Annotated in this window: 16 protein-coding genes; 10 read left to right on the forward strand and 6 right to left on the reverse strand. The window is 45.3% G+C overall.

The window, feature by feature from the left end:
- Positions 1 to 12 precede the first annotated feature (12 nt).
- On the forward strand, positions 13 to 495 hold the full coding sequence (locus R7E00_RS14405) for a YbaK/EbsC family protein (protein ID WP_258481685.1): 483 nt from the start codon (positions 13 to 15) through the stop codon (positions 493 to 495).
- Positions 496 to 542: 47 nt separating this feature from the next.
- Here the strand turns inward: R7E00_RS14405 and mscS are convergent, their stop codons facing one another.
- The 5 genes from mscS to R7E00_RS14430 all read right to left on the reverse strand — a co-directional run bounded on the left by mscS (position 543) and on the right by R7E00_RS14430 (position 7508).
- Entirely contained in the window at positions 543 to 1409 is an 867-nt protein-coding gene (gene mscS / locus R7E00_RS14410) for a small-conductance mechanosensitive channel MscS (protein WP_005380995.1), read from the reverse strand.
- 424 nt (positions 1410 to 1833) lie between these two features.
- Positions 1834 to 2910, reverse strand: coding sequence for a class II fructose-bisphosphate aldolase (fbaA, locus tag R7E00_RS14415; protein WP_005380996.1), 1077 nt, complete (start codon positions 2908 to 2910; stop codon positions 1834 to 1836).
- A gap of 154 nt (positions 2911 to 3064) precedes the next feature.
- Positions 3065 to 4225 carry a phosphoglycerate kinase gene (locus R7E00_RS14420; RefSeq protein ID WP_005384547.1) on the reverse strand — a complete coding sequence of 387 codons (1161 nt, stop codon included), beginning with the start codon at positions 4223 to 4225 and terminating at the stop codon, positions 3065 to 3067.
- A gap of 151 nt (positions 4226 to 4376) precedes the next feature.
- Positions 4377 to 5414 carry an erythrose-4-phosphate dehydrogenase gene (gene epd / locus R7E00_RS14425; RefSeq protein WP_005384545.1) on the reverse strand — a complete coding sequence of 346 codons (1038 nt, stop codon included), beginning with the start codon at positions 5412 to 5414 and terminating at the stop codon, positions 4377 to 4379.
- 135 nt (positions 5415 to 5549) lie between these two features.
- The gene (locus R7E00_RS14430) at positions 5550 to 7508 is read right to left on the reverse strand and encodes a ligand-gated channel protein (protein ID WP_054575406.1); all 1959 of its coding nucleotides are present in this window, start codon (positions 7506 to 7508) and stop codon (positions 5550 to 5552) included.
- Positions 7509 to 7648: 140 nt separating this feature from the next.
- Between R7E00_RS14430 and R7E00_RS14435 the strand changes: the two genes are divergently transcribed.
- Positions 7649 to 8542 carry a LysR family transcriptional regulator gene (locus tag R7E00_RS14435; RefSeq protein WP_318124438.1) on the forward strand — a complete coding sequence of 298 codons (894 nt, stop codon included), beginning with the start codon at positions 7649 to 7651 and terminating at the stop codon, positions 8540 to 8542.
- 91 nt (positions 8543 to 8633) lie between these two features.
- On the opposite strand, the gene tkt is transcribed toward R7E00_RS14435, so the two are convergent.
- The gene (tkt, locus tag R7E00_RS14440; protein WP_005381028.1) at positions 8634 to 10628 is read right to left on the reverse strand and encodes a transketolase; all 1995 of its coding nucleotides are present in this window, start codon (positions 10626 to 10628) and stop codon (positions 8634 to 8636) included.
- A gap of 315 nt (positions 10629 to 10943) precedes the next feature.
- Between tkt and metK the strand changes: the two genes are divergently transcribed.
- The 8 genes from metK to ruvX all read left to right on the forward strand — a co-directional run bounded on the left by metK (position 10944) and on the right by ruvX (position 17670).
- On the forward strand, positions 10944 to 12098 hold the full coding sequence (metK, locus tag R7E00_RS14445; protein ID WP_005381027.1) for a methionine adenosyltransferase: 1155 nt from the start codon (positions 10944 to 10946) through the stop codon (positions 12096 to 12098).
- A 400-nt stretch (positions 12099 to 12498) separates the two neighbouring features.
- A complete protein-coding gene (locus R7E00_RS14450) occupies positions 12499 to 13296 on the forward strand; it encodes a DUF2189 domain-containing protein (RefSeq protein WP_005393959.1) in 798 nt (265 codons plus the stop codon).
- Between the two features lie 67 nt (positions 13297 to 13363).
- Positions 13364 to 13861 (forward strand): SprT family zinc-dependent metalloprotease, encoded by a 498-nt coding sequence (locus tag R7E00_RS14455; protein WP_262606373.1) that lies wholly within the window; start codon positions 13364 to 13366, stop codon positions 13859 to 13861.
- A gap of 150 nt (positions 13862 to 14011) precedes the next feature.
- Complete coding sequence (gene endA / locus R7E00_RS14460) at positions 14012 to 14707, forward strand: deoxyribonuclease I (protein WP_053306786.1); 696 nt, start codon at positions 14012 to 14014, stop codon at positions 14705 to 14707.
- A 113-nt stretch (positions 14708 to 14820) separates the two neighbouring features.
- Complete coding sequence (rsmE, locus tag R7E00_RS14465) at positions 14821 to 15552, forward strand: 16S rRNA (uracil(1498)-N(3))-methyltransferase (RefSeq protein ID WP_053304141.1); 732 nt, start codon at positions 14821 to 14823, stop codon at positions 15550 to 15552.
- Positions 15553 to 15566: 14 nt separating this feature from the next.
- Entirely contained in the window at positions 15567 to 16517 is a 951-nt protein-coding gene (gene gshB, locus R7E00_RS14470; RefSeq protein WP_005381021.1) for a glutathione synthase, read from the forward strand.
- 128 nt (positions 16518 to 16645) lie between these two features.
- Complete coding sequence (locus tag R7E00_RS14475) at positions 16646 to 17209, forward strand: YqgE/AlgH family protein (RefSeq protein ID WP_005381020.1); 564 nt, start codon at positions 16646 to 16648, stop codon at positions 17207 to 17209.
- A gap of 35 nt (positions 17210 to 17244) precedes the next feature.
- Positions 17245 to 17670, forward strand: coding sequence for a Holliday junction resolvase RuvX (gene ruvX / locus R7E00_RS14480; protein ID WP_005381017.1), 426 nt, complete (start codon positions 17245 to 17247; stop codon positions 17668 to 17670).

A 17670-nucleotide genomic window follows, 5' to 3' on the forward strand; every position in this document is an offset into this window, starting at 1 on the left:
GGCAGCAAAGGCATGGAGTCACTAAAACGTATTTATAACAACAATAGAGAGCGATTCAACGCGCTCTCTATTCCTTTTCGGGAATGGCAGCACGAAGCCATCTTAGACTTTGAGACAGATATACGTATTGCGAGAGAGCTTGGTTGGACGGGTACGCATACCAAAAGCCTCTTTTTAACACTCAAAGGACAAGGTTACGCGGTTTATCTGACAGATAAGGACTCGCGCCTCGATGCCAAGCAGATTAAAGCGATTACAGGTAAACGTCCCTCTATTTGTAATGACGATGAAATGGTCGAAGTGTTAGGTTGCGTACCCGGCGCGGTTTGCCCAATAGGCTTACCGGAATACATCAATATCATTGTTGATACCAATCTCTATCAACATCAAGAGTTGCTCTATACGCCTGGCTTACCTGAGTTCACATTTGGATTTGCAGGTAAACATCTAAAACGCCTCTTACTTGCTGGTCATCACACCCTTTACGAAATATAAAAAAGCGAGGCCTATTGGCCTCGCTTTTGAATATCGACTGCTTTTGATTAAGCGTCGACTTTGTTCAGGTGAACATCCATTTGTGGGAATGGAATCTCGATACCATTTTCATCCAATGCTTCTTTAATACCTTGCATTGCATCAAAGTATACGCCCCAGTAATCTGCAGTTTTCACCCATGGACGAACCACAAAGTTAACTGAAGAGTCTGCTAACGTAAGTACACCAATTGTGATATCTGGGTCTTTCAAGATACGTGGATCTTTCTCTAGCGTCTCACGAATCACTTTCTTGGTTAGTTTAAGGTCTGCTTTGTATGAAACACCAATCACTAGGTCGACACGTCGTGTCGCATGGCGAGAGTAGTTAGTAATGGCACCGCCGATAACTGAAGAGTTAGGCACAACAACCATTTTGTTGTCTGGTGTTTTTAGAACTGTTTGGAAGATTTGAATTGCTTCAACACTACCCGCTACACCACCGATTTCTACGTAGTCGCCTGATTTGAATGGACGGAACGCAACAATAAGTACGCCTGCTGCAAAGTTTGATAGTGAACCTTGTAGTGCAAGACCAACAGCAAGACCTGCCGCACCAATCACAGCAACAACAGAAGCGGTTTGAACTCCTAATCGACCAAGAGCCGCGATTAGCACGATTACAAATAGCAAGTAACGAACAAGACCGTGAATAAATTCAACGACGGCCTTATCCATGTTTTTCTTTTCTAGTACTTTAGAAACACTACCAGCGACTGCCTTAACGATAAGATTACCGATAAACAGAATAAGCAGCGCAGAGATAATGTTCACACCGTACTGAACCAGTAGATCTGAATTGTTTGTCAGCCAAGTTTCAGCCTGAGTTAGACCATCCGTTAAAGTGGTATCGATACCCACCGATTCACCTGCCATAATTCTTATCCTCAAAAATAAAGAGATATAAATCCAATTGCCGTTAATTTATGAACCTTGTTTTTTAAAGGCTCTTTTCTAAAACAACATCCCTATTGCTCCACTGAACAGTGTCAGATTTTTGGCACAATATCCCAACTCTGACTTTTTTCAAAGTCAGAGTTTCGCAAAGATATGCAAAACAAGACTTTATCAGAGCTTTCTGACACTGACTTGTTACAGGTTACGCAATGCACTCTGATTTCGCCACTCTTAAGACTGATATTCCCATGTTTTCTTTAAAAAAACGTTAAAGGTGAGATATCTCACTAGCAAATACAACCTAACGCATAAAAATATCGGGAGAAAGCAGCGGGGAAGAAAGTGATAGACATAAAAAAACCCGCTCAGAGAGCGGGTTTTTAAGTAACTTAATCAGTAACGATTATAGTACGTCAACTGCGTTAAGGTCAGCAAATGCTTGCTCTAGACGAGTAACCATTGAAGCTTGGCCTGCACGTAGCCATACGCGTGGATCGTAGTACTTCTTGTTTGGTGCATCTTCACCCGTTGGGTTACCGATCTGACCTTGTAGGTAATCGTGGTTTTCAGCTTCGAACTTACGGATACCATCCCAAGTAGCCCACTGTGTATCAGTATCGATGTTCATTTTGATTACACCGTAGCCGATAGATTCACGGATTTCTTCTAGAGAAGAACCTGAACCGCCGTGGAATACGAAGTTTAGAGAGTTCGCTGGAAGACCGAATTTCTCAGAAACGTGCGCTTGAGAATCACGTAGGATAGTTGGAGTTAGTACAACGTTACCTGGCTTGTATACGCCGTGTACGTTACCGAAAGATGCTGCGATAGTGAAACGGTGGCTGATTGCGCTTAGTTTCTCGTATGCGTATGCAACGTCTTCTGGAGAAGTGTATAGCTCAGACGCATCCATATCAGAGTTGTCAACGCCGTCTTCTTCACCACCAGTACAACCTAGTTCGATTTCTAGAGTCATGTTCATTTTAGCCATGCGCTCTAGGTACTTAGCAGAAATTTCGATGTTCTCTTCTAGAGACTCTTCAGAAAGGTCGATCATGTGAGAAGAGAATAGTGGCTTACCAGTTTGCGCGAAGTACTCTTCACCAGCGTCTAGTAGACCGTCGATCCAAGGAAGTAGTTTCTTAGCTGCGTGGTCAGTGTGTAGGATTACTGGAACACCGTAAGCTTCAGCTACAGCGTGAACGTATTTCGCACCAGCAACAGCACCTAGGATTTGAGCTTCTTGACCTTCAAGTTTTAGACCTTTACCAGCAAAGAAAGCAGCGCCACCGTTAGAGAACTGAACGATAACTGGAGCTTTAACTTTTGCAGCTGCTTCAAGTACTGCGTTTACAGAGTCAGTACCCACACAGTTTACTGCTGGAAGTGCAAAGCTGTTTTCTTTTGCAACTTCAAATACTTTCTGAACGTCATCGCCAGAGATAACACCTGGTTTTACGAAGTCGAAGATCTTAGACATGGATGTAATCCTATTTATCTGTCGTTTTTAAACAAAACTTGTTAAGTTGAAAATCTTGCAAACGTTTGCTCACAACTGAGGCTATTCTAGCAGAGTTCCTCACACGTTGCAGCAAACAAGAAAGCGGGAGAATCACTCCCCCGCTTTGCTTTAATTACTTAGCGCGTGCTTCTAGCATTTCTACTGCTGGAAGAACTTTACCTTCTACGAACTCAAGGAAAGCGCCGCCGCCAGTAGAGATGTAAGATACATCCGCTTTGATACCGAACTTGTCGATAGCCGCTAGCGTGTCACCACCACCAGCAACAGAGAAGCCTTCAGAAGCTGCGATAGCTTCAGAGATACCTTTAGTACCTGCTTCGAAGTTCTTGAATTCGAATACGCCCACTGGACCATTCCATAGGATAGTCTTAGCGTTTTTAAGGATTTCAGCTAGTTCAGCAGTTGAATCTGGACCAAGGTCGAAGATCATGTCGTCGTCTTGTACTTCAGAAACGTGCTTGATTTCAGCTTCTGCGTTCTCGTCAAATGCTTTCGCACATGCAACGTCAGTTGCTACTGGAATTGCACACTCGTCCATTAGCTTCTTAGCTGTTTCAACTAGGTCTGCTTCGTATAGAGACTTACCAACGTTGTGGCCAGCAGCTGCGATGAATGTGTTAGCAATACCACCACCAACAACGAGTTGGTCAGCGATTTTAGATAGAGACTCAAGAACCGTTAGCTTAGTAGATACTTTTGAACCACCAACGATAGCAACCATTGGGCGAGCTGGCTTGTCCATTGCTTTGCCTAGCGCTTCTAGTTCGTTCGCTAGTAGAGGACCAGCACATGCTACGTCTGCGTGCATACCAACGCCGTGAGTAGATGCTTGAGCACGGTGAGCCGTACCGAATGCGTCCATTACGAATACGTCACATAGTGCTGCGTATTTCTTAGATAGCTCTTCGTCGTTTTTCTTTTCGCCTTTGTTGAAGCGAACGTTTTCAAGAACAACAAGTTCACCCGCATTTAGCTCTAGGCCATCTAGGTAGTCTTTTGCTAGCTTCACTTCGCAATCTAGTGCGTCGTTTAGGTAATTAACAACTGGTTGTAGAGAGAACTCTTCAGCGTATTCACCTTCAGTTGGGCGACCTAGGTGAGACGTAACCATTACTTTAGCGCCTGCTTCTAGGCAGTGCTTAATAGTTGGAAGAGATGCGATGATACGTGCATCCGAAGTTACTTTACCGTCTTTTACTGGCACGTTTAGGTCAGCACGGATAAATACACGTTTACCTGCAAGATCCAGGTCAGTCATCTTGATTACAGACATGATGTGTCCTCTCAAATATTTAATAATTAAAGTTTTTGAAAACTCGGCAACCCTGCCAAGCCTGTTAATTCTTCAAACTGGTTATAGATATGGAGATATTATGGATTTATTTCAAGGCTAGAAATAAAAATTCTCCATCACTTCTTCGTCATTACTGTTCCACTTGCGAAGAAGCTTGCATTGCTAAGGCAGTATCCAGCATCCGGTTAGCAAAGCCCCATTCGTTGTCGCACCAAACGAGCATTTTTACGAGTTGCCCGTTACTCACTCTAGTCTGGCTTCCATCCACAATCGCACTATGGGGGTCGTGGTTAAAGTCGATGGAAACGAGTGGCGATTCAGTATAGTCAACAATGTTACGTAATGTACACTGAGATGCGTTAACAATGGTTTGATTTACGTCATTAACTTTCACATTTGTACTAATTGTGACACTTAAATCCATTGCAGTGACGTTAACCGTTGGAACACGAACAGAAATTGCTTCGAATTTGTTGGAAAATTTCGGGAAGATTCTTTCAATCCCCTTATGCAACTTAGTGTCCACCGGAATAATAGATTGGCTTGCAGCGCGGGTACGGCGTAAGTCGTTATGATACGCATCAATTACTTGTTGATCGTTCATGGACGAATGAATTGTGGTAATGGTGCCAGACTCTATGCCGAAGGCTTCGTCTAATACTTTAATGATGGGAACGATACAGTTGGTGGTGCAAGAGCCATTGGAGACAACACGGTGCTCGTCTTTCAGAGTTTCGTGGTTCACGCCATAGATAATCGTATTATCTAGGTCGTTTGCGCCCGGGTGCGAAAACAGTACTTTCTTCGCGCCAGCTTCTATATGCGCTTGCCCATCCGCTTGCGAACCAAATACGCCAGTGCAATCCAAGACGATATCAACTTCTAAATCACGCCAAGGAAGTAATTCGATTTCGGAGAGGTGGAGAATGCGAATGGAATCATATTCACCGCTGTCATGATGAACATGCAAATGTTCTTGGTCATGGGAAATTTTTTTACCAAAGCGACCATGACTGGTGTCATATTGCAGTAGGTGTGCCATCGCCTCTGGCTGTGCTAGTTCGTTAACCGCCACAACCTTGATCTGCTGGTGTTTTCCGCTTTCATACACCGCTCGCAGAACATTACGACCTATACGTCCAAATCCATTGATCGCAACCTTTAGCATTTATCCTTCGCCCTACCAAAAATTTCGTGTTACAGATACTACCTGATCAGGCTGACAAACGCACCTGTTGAATCACAGTAAAGCAGGATTAAAAAAGGTCGAGACTATGCTCGACCTTATTACAACGATAGATAATTAAAATGCGACGTCTAAACCTAACCAGTAGCGACGACCATCTTCAATATATCCGTATTCTTCGTAACTGATTTCCTCGTCCAGCAAGTTATAGATAGCGCCTTTAATACGAGTATTGTCGGTTAACTGGTATGTCACACCGGCGTCCACAAAGGTATAAGCTGGCTCTACGATACTGTTTCTTGATGGGCCAGTAACCGGATCCATTTCTTTACCTCGGTACGTGACTTTCGCCCAGCTCTCTAGATCTGTTGTCGTTTGCCAAGTCACATCCACATTAAACAGATGCTTTGGTAACTGCTGCAGCGGCATGCCTTTGTATTCACCTGTTTTTTGCTCTGAGTCGGTAAATGTGTAGCTCGAGCTAAGGTAAATGGTTTCCGTTAACGGCGATGCTAAGGTCGCTTCAATACCTTGTGTGACGGCTTCATCCACGTTAATACGGTACGTTGGATCTGCGCCCCATTGGTTTGGACCATCAGTACAGATAGTGTCTGGACAAACAACACGTGTGATCTTGTCTTTGAATTCGTTATGGAACGCTGTCAAAGAAACATCTAAGCCAGAATCACCTTGATACAAGACGCTGATTTCTTTGTTTAGCGACGTTTCAGGGTCAAGATCTGGGTTACCGTAGATATTACCGCCACCACTGACTTGCGCCCAGCCAGGAGTAATTTCACGTAATTGTGGAGAACGGAAACCTGTTGCCACACCGCCTTTCACCGTCCAAGACGGATCAACTCGCCATACACCGTAAACACGCGGACTAAAGTGCGCGCCATAGTTTTCGTCATGATCTAGACGACCACCAAGCGTAACGCTAAACGGATCAGCGATTCTCCATTCATCTTCAATGAAAACAGCCCACTGCGTATTCGATGTTTCAGTCTTCGATGACGCTTTGTTGGAGGTGAAATCCTCAAGCTCTGCATGAGTGGCGTCCACACCCGTCGTCAACGTATGGTTTCCGATACCAGTCACCAAGCTCGATTTGAACGTGGTGTTGGTGATCGTCATCTCACGAGATTTGTTCTCGCTCTCTTCTCGCTGTAAGTAAGTATCTGAAATGCCAATCGAATCCCAATCACCGTTGTGGCTTACCGTTACGTAATTACGACGATATTCATTCAGTGAGTCTTCACACCCACCACGACACCCAGTGGTCGGCACTGAAAGGCCTACATTACCACGACGACTTTGTGCCGACGTGCCGCCTTCTAATTGCACCGAGTGGCGATCATTAATCTGGTAAGTCAGTTTTGAAGAGATACTCTGCATATCTTTATCTTCATAACCGTATTCGATGTCATCTTCTTCTCTGGTTGTGTACTGACCATATACTTGGAGAGATAAATTTTCAGCCAACGGACCATTAACGAAAAAGTTCGCGCTCTGCTCTCCCCCTGAGCGACTATTCTCTTGTAGTACCGTGCCCAGTTGAACATTACCCGTCCACTCTAGCGCATCTTTTCGTGTGATGACGTTAATCACACCACCAATCGCATCAGAACCGTAAAGCGTCGACATTGGGCCACGAATAACTTCGATTCGCTCAATCGCTTGAAGAGGAGGTAACCAACCTTGTTCGATACCAGGGCCGTCACTATTTGGACGAGTTTCACGCGTACTTTGACGTTTACCATCGACCAGTATCAAAGTGTATTTAGAACCCATACCACGGATACTAATGTCGGTGGTATCACCACCACCTGTCACGACAACACCTGGCACACTTTTTAGTGCATCAGTCACATCGCGGTAATAACGGGAGTCCAACTCCTCACGTGAAATCACACTAATACTTGCAGGCGCGTCCGCTTGAGATTGCTCATAACTTGATGCAGTTACAACCACTGTTTCCATTTTAGAAACTGCATCATTGGCAAAAACATGAGGGACACTGACGAAGGCTAAAATACCAGTTGCGGTAATAACTGGCAGTCTAAGAGTAGACATCTACATCTCCATAATTGATAATGATTATTATTTTCGAAAGTGAATTATTCACAAATAGAATGAGATGCATAGTGAGAGTTATGGAACGGTTCTTTCCATTTATGGAACTCGTACATAACGCAGTAAGGAGTAAAAGAAATATGCACGACTTAGCATCAATTAGAGCCTTTGATGCGCTCAATCAGCATAAAAGTTTGACAGCCGCTGCTAAAGCCCTTAATCAGCCAAAATCAACGCTAAGTCGTCGCTTGGCACAATTAGAAGAAGACTTCGGTCAGGCTCTAACCGCCAGACAAGGTAATCGATTAGTTCTGACAAGAGCTGGAGAAATCTTTGCCCACTACAGCCGCCAGATTCTTGAGTTAAGCGAAGAGAGTTATGATGCACTGCAAGGTTTAACGAACCAAGTTTCAGGGCCACTGCATATTGTTTGTCATACTGCCTTAGTTAGAAGCTGGCTCGGCGGCGTACTCAATCGTTTTCTTGCTGATAATCCCGATGTTAGAGTTCAACTTACCAGTGACTTTTCTGAGGCGCATCATGACCCAGATTTGTTCATCTGGCTCGGTGAACGTAAAGAGCTAGACTGGCGAAAAGAAGTGCTGGGGGTATTTCGCTATACGCCTTTTGCCTCTCCAAATTATCTAAAACAACATGGGCCTATACCGCACCCCAAAGAACTTGAAGCACATCCATGGATCGATTTTGGTTCAGTGCAAGAAAATGGATTGATGCTAGCACACCCTCAACACGGTGAGTTCTTTTTAGAACCCTTTGTTAGTCGCTTATACAGCGACAACATAGCAATGCAAATAGACAGTATCGCGAATGGTCATGGTATTGGACTGCTGCCGACTTGGACAGCATACGGCTATGAGAAACATCACCCAGGGCGAATCACGCCTTGCTTAGAAGGTTGGCTTTCTGAGCCTATTTCCATTAACTGCTATACACCAGCAGGACGACCACTACTGCGCTTATCCGTACTTTTAGACTGCATTCACCAAAGCATTCCACAAGGTTGGAAAACCTGACAAAAATAAAAAGGCCATCATAATGATGGCCTTTCTAACTTTAGCGTTTAACAATCGTCGTTTACGTTCGACTGTTTAGACGGTCCTGCAATTACGCTAGCAATTCTTTAGCTGTGTTCACTACGTTTTCAGTCGTGAAGCCAAACATCTCGAATAGCTGACCAGCAGGTGCTGATTCACCGAATGTTGTCATACCGATGATGCGACCGTCGAAGCCTACGTACTTGTACCAGAAATCCGCAATGCCCGCTTCAATAGCGATACGTGCCGTTACGTCTGATGGCAGTACAGATTCACGGTAAGCGGCGTCTTGTTTGTCGAATGCATCTGTTGATGGCATTGAAACAACGCGTACTTTCTTGCCTTCTGAAGTTAGTTGCTCAGCGGCTTTCACTGCAAGCTCAACCTCAGAACCTGTTGCGATAAGGATTAGCTCAGGCTTACCTTCGCTATCTTTCAGGATGTAAGCACCTTTCGCGATGTCTGCGACTTGTTCAGCAGTACGCTCTTGTTGCGCTAGGTTTTGACGAGAGAAGATAAGTGCAGTTGGTGCATCTTTACGTTCAATCGCTAGTTTCCATGCAACTGCAGACTCAACTTGGTCACATGGGCGCCATGTGCTCATGTTTGGAGTTACACGTAGAGACGCCATTTGCTCAACAGGTTGGTGAGTTGGGCCATCTTCGCCAAGACCGATCGAATCATGCGTGTAAACTTGGATGTTCTGAATTTTCATCAGCGCAGCCATACGCATTGCGTTACGAGCGTATTCCATGAACATTAGGAATGTTGCGCCGTAAGGAACGAAACCACCGTGCAATGCGATACCGTTGATGATAGCAGTCATACCGAATTCGCGTACACCGTAGTGGATGTAGTTGCCAGAGAAGTCCTCCGTTTCTAGAGACTTAGAACCAGACCACATGGTCAGGTTAGAAGGCGCTAGGTCAGCAGAACCACCCATAAACTCAGGAAGCATTTGACCAAACGCTTCTAGTGCATTTTGCGATGCTTTACGTGATGCAATGTTCGCTGGGTTTGCTTGAAGATCGGCAATGATTTGGTTCGCTTTTTCTTCCCACTGTGCAGGAAGTTCGCCGTTTAGACGACGTTTAAGCTCTGCCGCTTCAGCAGGGTAAGCTGCAGCGTATGCTTCGAATTTTTCATTCCAAGCTGCTTCTTTCGCGGCGCCCGCTTCTTTTGCATCCCACTCAGCGTAAACATCTGCCGGGATCTCAAATGGGCCGTACTCCCAACCTAGGTATTCGCGAGCCGCTTGGATTTCATCGTGACCTAGTGGTGCACCGTGACAGTCGTGCGAACCAGACTTGTTAGGAGAACCGAAACCGATAATTGTTTTGGTACAGATAAGCGTAGGACGTGGGTCCGCTTTTGCTGCTTCAATTGCTGCGTTGATCGCGTCTGAGTCGTGACCATCGACTGCTGGGATTACATGCCAGCCGTACGCTTCAAAACGCTTAGGTGTATCGTCAGAGAACCAGCCTTCAACGTGACCGTCGATAGAAATGCCGTTGTCATCCCAGAACGCGATCAGTTTGCCTAGACCTAACGTCCCAGCAAGAGAGCATGCTTCATGCGAGATGCCTTCCATTAGACAGCCGTCACCCATGAACACATACGTAAAGTGGTCAACGATATCGTGACCTTCTTTGTTGAACTGTGCCGCTAGTGCTTTCTCTGCGATCGCCATACCAACAGCGTTAGTTATGCCTTGACCTAGAGGACCCGTTGTTGTCTCGATACCAGGCGCGTAGCCGTACTCTGGGTGACCTGGGGTTTTTGAGTGCAATTGACGGAAGTTTTTCAGATCGTCAATAGATAGCTCGTAACCGCTTAAGTGCAGTAGAGAGTAAATAAGCATTGACCCATGACCGTTTGACAGCACAAAGCGATCGCGGTCGGCCCACTCTGGGTTTGAAGGGTTATGGTTTAGGTGAGAGCGCCAAAGAACTTCAGCGATATCAGCCATACCCATTGGTGCGCCTGGGTGGCCTGAGTTAGCTTGTTGAACACCATCCATGCTTAGAGCACGAATTGCATTGGCAAGATGTTTACGAGACGACATGTCTGCTCCTGAGTACATTAAGCGAAACGAAAAGTAGGTCATAATTCTCTCAAAGCCCTGTTGGGTGTGCAAACGTTTTCCAGTCCAAAACCTCACAAATATTGCACCTTTCGCGCCAAATCGTTCGAAGTTCTTAAAATTATCAATAAATCAGGCAAACGTTTGGTTATAACAAAAACCAAAAAAGAGCTTGTAATTCGAGCAATCAAATTTAGAATAGACGTCTAGATGTAGATACACCTACAAAAATTAGTATTAATTTGCGCTGGAGAGTTTATCATTCCCCAGTTTTAAACCAGATATAGTGGAGCTAACATGGCTAAGCACCTGTTTACTTCTGAGTCAGTATCAGAAGGTCATCCAGATAAAATTGCAGACCAGATTTCTGATGCGGTTCTTGACGCGATTCTAGAGCAAGATCCAAAGGCTCGTGTTGCATGTGAGACTTACGTTAAAACCGGTATGGTAATGGTGGGTGGTGAAATCACGACTTCAGCATGGGTAGACATCGAAGAGTTAACTCGTGAAACCGTTCGTGAAATCGGCTACGTACATTCAGATATGGGCTTTGACGCAGATTCTTGTGCGGTACTAAACACAATCGGTAAACAGTCGCCAGATATCAACCAAGGTGTTGATAAAGCTGACCCTAAAGAACAAGGTGCAGGCGACCAAGGCATTATGTTTGGTTACGCTTGTAACGAAACTGAAGTACTAATGCCAGCGCCAATTACTTACTCTCACCGTCTTGTTCAAAAGCAAGCAGAAGTTCGTAAAAACGGCACACTACCTTGGTTGCGTCCTGATGCAAAATCTCAGGTAACATTCCAATACGATCAAGGTAACATCGTTGGTATCGACGCGGTTGTTCTTTCAACTCAACACTGTGATTCAATCTCAACTTCAGACCTGCGTGAAGCGGTAATGGAAGAGATCATTAAGCCAGTGCTACCTTCTGAGTGGATCAACAAAGAAACAAACTTCTTCATCAACCCAACTGGTCGCTTTGTAATCGGTGGTCCTATGGGTGACTGTGGTCTAACAGGTCGTAAGATCATCGTAGATACTTACGGCGGCGCTGCTCGTCACGGTGGCGGTGCGTTCTCTGGTAAAGATCCATCAAAAGTTGACCGTAGTGCAGCATACGCAGCACGTTACGTAGCGAAAAACATCGTAGCGGCTGGCATGGCTGACCGTTGTGAGATCCAACTTTCTTACGCAATCGGTGTTGCTGATCCAACGTCTATCATGGTGGAAACGTTCGGTACTGAGAAAGTATCTCACGACATCATCATTGAAGCGGTTCGTCAATTCTTCGACCTACGTCCATACGGTCTACAAGAAATGCTTAACCTTCTTCAACCTATCTACAAGAAGACAGCGGCTTACGGTCACTTCGGTCGTGAAGAATTCCCGTGGGAAGCGACAGACAAAGCTGCACTTCTACGCGATTTCGCTGGCATCAAATAATCAAGCCAAGCAAGAATCAATCAAGCCCTCGCCTCTGGCGGGGGCTTTTTATTTTCAGCGACTTTTATCCAGCCATTTCGGCTCATACCGCTCTGCCCCACAAAGCAGTCCTGTTTCTCCCTCATTTTTATACCGAATAAATTTTCAGCAATTATTTGTAAATTATCCCATCTCCGCCAATAGTTAAAATATTGTTAATTCCAATTTAAATAGAGACGTCGGATGCTGGCGATGTGGCAGCAACACTTAATAAAGACACGAGTCAGGCATCTTTATGGCCGATACCAAACTAAGCCAATGCTCAGGTGTAAACTTGAAAAAGTCGCTTCAAGTTTGACTGAACAAAAACCGCTGTCAGTTGGTATAAGCGGATAATGTGGGAATAAATCAAGGAGGAGTTATGCCTCGAACTGTTAATCCATCGGACTTCCACAACAAGCGAAAGGAAGTGCCAGATAACGAATACGCCAGAACCATACCGTGTAATACGGTCAATCTTTCTGCACCTTTTCATTGGCTCGCATTAGGTCTGCATGATTTCGTGCGAATGCCCCTCATCAGTGCTTTCTATGGCATCTGTTTTATGGCGGCTGCGATAGGCATTGTTTTGCTCGTACAGTGGCAAGGCACACACTTGGTCGTCATGCCCAGTTTGATTGTTTACATGTTAATCGGTCCATTTCTCGCGCTCGGCTTGTATGATGCCAGTTGGGAGAGAGAGCGCGGACACAAAGCAAGCTTGTTCCATTCCATGAAAGCGATCGGTCGTAACTCAACATCTCAATGGGCATTCGCCGTGTTACTCGCAGTGTGTATGATATTTTGGATGCGCATTGCCGCTCTACTTCATGCGCTCTACCCTTCTGTTCAAGGGGCATCTTTAAGTGAGTTCCTACCCTTCCTTGTCATCGGCTCTTTAGTTGGCTTTGTCTTGGCTTGTGTGGTGTTTAGCATTTCAGCCTTTTCTATTCCGCTCATGATGGAGCGTCGCGTAGACATGATGACCGCTGTATTTACCAGCTTTAATGCCGTGAAATCCAACATTCCAGCAATGATTGTTTGGGCAGCGATCATCTGTGGCGGTATTCTTATCGGCTTTGCGACCTACGGGATCGGAATGTTGTTTACCATGCCAATTCTAGGCTACGGTACATGGCACGCTTACCATGCCACCATCAAGAAAAAACACACACCATAATTAACTGATGCTATGATCTGGCCCTCGCAAATGCGGGGGCTTTTTATTTGATTTATCGAGGTGAATTGTGGATATAGAACTCAGCTATAAAGCCAAGCAAGTGATGGCGGACTGCATCGCGATGGCGGAACAAGCTTTCAAACGTTCTTTCCCGATTCCAACAATCACCTTCGACGTCCGTGGGAAAGCAGCAGGAAAAGCCTACCTTCAATTAAATCAAGTACGCCTAAACCCTGTTTTATTTCGTGAAAACACCCAAGCATTCTTAGATGAAGTCATTCCTCATGAGGTAGCGCACCTGATTACTTATCAGGTTTACGGGCGAGTTAGGCCTCACGGTAAAGAATGGAAAGGCGTCATGGAAGCCGTATTTAAAGTGCCAGCCAAAACCACTCACAACTTTGAAGTAAAATCCGTTCAAGGTAAAACCTTTGAGTATCGTTGTGGTTGTATGACCTACCCTCTATCGATTCGCCGTCATAATAAAGTACTGCGCAAAGAGGCGACGTACTCTTGTCAAAAGTGCCGCCAACCACTTAACTTCACCGGCATTCAGTTATCGTAGCCCTTACCTCATAGTGTTACTTGCGTTCCCAAAATAAAGATCGAGTTGATCAAAACCTTCCCTTCGCCACTTATTGTTAACTTACTCATCACTAAAGCTATTTTATGCGTGTTATCATGAATAAAGTCATACTTTATAAAGACTTTTATCATGAAATACTTACTCTCTCTGTTGCTTATCGCGCTTTCTAGCACTGCGATTGCCGCGCCACCGAGCTCATTCTCTGCAGCCAAACGTGAGGCGGTCAAAATTTATCAAGACCACCCAACAAGCTTCTACTGTGGCTGTAACATTCAATGGCAAGGCAAGAAAGGCTTACCCGATTTAGCCTCTTGCGGCTACCAAGTCCGTAAACAAGAAAAACGGGCTGCACGAATCGAATGGGAGCACGTTGTTCCTGCGTGGCAATTTGGCCACCAGCGTCAATGCTGGCAAGATGGCGGACGTAAAAACTGTAAGAAAAAAGACAAAACTTTTCGTTTGATGGAAGCAGACTTGCACAACCTAACTCCTGCTATTGGTGAAGTAAACGGTGACCGTTCGAACTACAACTTCAGCCAATGGAACGGTATGGATGGCGTGAGTTATGGTCGCTGTGAGATGCAAGTGAACTTTAAGCAGCGTAAAGTCATGCCACCAGACCGTGCGCGTGGCTCAATTGCTCGTACCTATCTATACATGAGCAAAGAGTACGGTTTCAAACTGTCGAAGCAGCAAACGCAATTAATGAGTGCTTGGAACAAAACCTATCCTGTCGATAAATGGGAATGTGAGCGTGACGAGCGCATTGCAAAAGTACAGGGCAATCACAACCCATTTGTTCAAGAAGCCTGCCGCGCACTGTAACCTCCGACCTCGAAGCGTTTCAATTACTGATATTGAAACGCTTCTTGCCCCTTGTTTTTTCGGTGCAAAGCATCCATGTTAGGGTTTAAGTTTATTCTCTTGCTGGAAATCTCATGCGTACCCCTCGAATTTATCATCCAGAAACCATTCATCAACTTGGCTCACTTGCTTTAAGTGACGACGCAGCAGGCCATATCGGTCGTGTTTTGCGCATGAAAGAAGGCCAAGACGTTCTCCTTTTTGACGGCAGTGGCGCAGAGTTCCCAGCGGTTATCAGTGAAGTCAGCAAGAAATCAGTTTTGGTTAACATCACCGAGCGCGTAGAAAACAGTATTGAATCCCCTTTAGATCTGCACCTTGGTCAAGTCATTTCACGTGGCGATAAGATGGAGTTCACCATCCAAAAGTCTGTTGAACTTGGCGTCAATACCATCACTCCTCTGATTTCTGAACGTTGTGGCGTCAAGCTTGACCAAAAGCGTTTTGAGAAAAAACTCGCGCAATGGCAGAAAATCGCCATCAGTGCCTGTGAGCAATGTGGGCGTAATGTCGTGCCCGAAATTCGTCCAATTATGAGCTTGGAAGAGTGGTGTCAAGAAGAGTACGATGGTTTAAAGCTTAACCTTCACCCTCGTGCTAAATACTCAATCAACACTTTGCCAACCCCGGTTGAAAAAGTGCGCCTACTGATCGGTCCTGAAGGCGGTTTATCGTCTGAAGAGATCGAGATGACTCGAGAATACCAATTTGAAGAAACGCTACTCGGCCCTCGCGTTCTGCGTACCGAAACAGCGGCTCTGACAGCAATTACAGCCTTACAAGTTCGTTTCGGCGATCTTGGTTAAAACGGAGAAAAATAATGATCAAACTCGGTATCGTAATGGACCCAATCTCGTCCATTAACATCAAAAAAGACTCTAGCTTTGCCATGATGCTTGAAGCGCAACGACGCGGCTATGAAATCCACTACATGGAAATGAATGATCTGCATCTCGATCAAGGCGTTGCCATTGCAGATACTAAAGTGGTAGAACTAAAAGAAGATCCAAACGGTTGGTACGAGTTCAAATCAGAGCAAACTATCGAACTGTCTGAGCTAGACGCGGTGCTAATGCGTAAAGATCCTCCGTTTGATACTGAATACATCTACGCGACTTACATCCTTGAGCGTGCAGAAGAACAAGGCGCACTGATCGTTAACAAGCCTCAAAGCTTACGTGATTGTAACGAAAAGCTGTTTACGGCATGGTTCCCAGAGCTGACACCTACAACGATCGTGACGCGAAAAGCAGAGAAAATTAAAGAATTTCGTGAAAAACATGGTGATGTCATCCTGAAACCGCTTGATGGTATGGGTGGCGCGTCCATCTTCCGTGTAAAAGAAAACGATCCAAACGTCTCTGTGATCATCGAGACATTGACTAACCACGGTCAAAACTACGCAATGGCACAAACCTTCGTGCCAGACATCAGCAACGGTGACAAACGTATCCTAGTGGTAGATGGCGAACCTATGCCTTACTGTCTAGCACGCATTCCTGCTAAAGGCGAAACGCGCGGCAACCTAGCCGCTGGTGGTACTGGTGAAGCTCGTCCGCTAAGCGAAACCGACCTCAAAATTGCGCAAACCGTTGCTCCGACACTGAAAGAAAAAGGCCTTATCTTTGTTGGCCTTGACGTAATTGGCGACAAGCTAACAGAAATCAACGTCACCAGCCCAACCTGTATTCGCGAAATTGAAGCTGCTTTTGATATCTCAATCACAGGCAAGCTGATGGATGCGATTGAGCGTCGAGTAAAAGGCGAATAACTCAAACTGTATTACAGTTAATAGAGAGCGTAGTACATTAACTTAAGCAAACTCATGCACATACCTAGATGGTAAACTGTATGATGTTTGCTTAAGGGCATTTACGAGAGTTAAGGGTCAATATGAGTATGAATCTCACAAATCACTTTTTGGTTGCCATGCCTGGGATGAAAGATCCGTACTTTCAAAACAGCGTGATCTACGTTTGTGAGCACAACGAAGACGGCGCTATGGGGCTGATGATCAATGCTCCTGTTGATATCACCGTCGGCAACATGCTCAAGCAGGTGGAAGTTCAGCCAGTACACCCGCGCCTGTTTGAAGCCAGTCTAGATAGACCAGTCTACAATGGCGGCCCAATCTCGGAAGATCGTGGTTTTATTTTGCATAAACCCAAAGATTACTACGAGTCCAGCGTCCAAATGACCGATGACCTCGCGGTAACCACTTCGCGTGATATTCTGTCGGTGTTAGGAACAGAAGCAGAACCAAGTGATTACTTAGTGGCACTTGGCTACTCCGGTTGGAGTGCAGGCCAATTAGAAAGTGAGCTGGTCGAAAACTCTTGGCTCACCATTGAAGCGACGCCTGAAATTATCTTTAATACACCAATCAACGAGCGTTGGAAGAAAGCGGTCGAAAAGCTGGGTATCGACCCAAGTCACCTTTCAGCAGACTCTGGACATGCTTAGTCCAAATATACAGTTACATTAGATAGAGACACCTTATGTCACGCACAATTATGGCTTTTGACTTTGGAACCAAAAGCATTGGTAGCGCTATTGGCCAAGAAATTACTGGTACAGCTTCCCCATTAAAAGCCTTTAAAGCCAATGACGGTATTCCAAACTGGGACGATATCGAAAAGCAAATCAAAGAGTGGCAACCAGATTTGCTAGTGGTCGGTTTACCGACCGATCTGCATGGTAAAGACCTTGAGACCATAACCCCTCGTGCACGAAAATTTGCTAAGCGTCTGCAAGGCCGATACGGATTGCCTGTTGAGCTGCATGATGAGCGTTTATCTACTGCAGAAGCTCGTGCGGAGTTGTTCAGCATGGGCGGCTACAAAGCCCTATCGAAAGGTAATGTTGACTGCCAGTCAGCGGTGGTGATTCTAGAAAGCTGGTTTGAAGCCCTTTGGGGTGAGTAA

The sequence above is a fragment of the Vibrio sp. Vb1755 genome (assembly GCF_033338635.1).
GTDB classification, from domain to species: domain Bacteria; phylum Pseudomonadota; class Gammaproteobacteria; order Enterobacterales; family Vibrionaceae; genus Vibrio; species Vibrio alginolyticus.